Annotated in this window: 1 protein-coding gene; it reads left to right on the forward strand. The window is 69.4% G+C overall.

Going from position 1 to position 288, the window contains the following annotated elements:
• Positions 1 to 37 precede the first annotated feature (37 nt).
• A partial coding sequence (locus ACLQ28_RS34610) for a hypothetical protein (protein WP_425690463.1) occupies positions 38 to 288 on the forward strand: 251 nt, incomplete at its 3' end.

The following is a 288-nucleotide window of genomic DNA, read 5'->3' on the forward strand; positions in this document are numbered from 1 at the left end:
GTCACTGGCGTGGGGTTTGTGGGCGGATGCCACGGGGATGACCGGTGAACTCGGCGACGCGGACCTGGCCCGCCTGGGGCGCACCGGCGTTGGTGCGTTGTCGAACGAGCTTGGTCTGGAGTTGTTCGACCAGTCGCTGCGGGTGGATGCCGGTCTGTTGGTGCCGGTGCGTTTGGACCTGGATGCGTTGCGGTCGCAGGCGCGGGTGGGCATGTTGCCGGCGTTGTTGCGTGGGTTGGTGCGGGTGCCGGCGCAACGCGGCTCGACCGCGACTGGCTCGCTCGCGCA

Origin of the sequence: Micromonospora sp. DT201 (assembly GCF_049841575.1) — a bacterium.
Lineage (GTDB): Bacteria > Actinomycetota > Actinomycetes > Mycobacteriales > Micromonosporaceae > Micromonospora.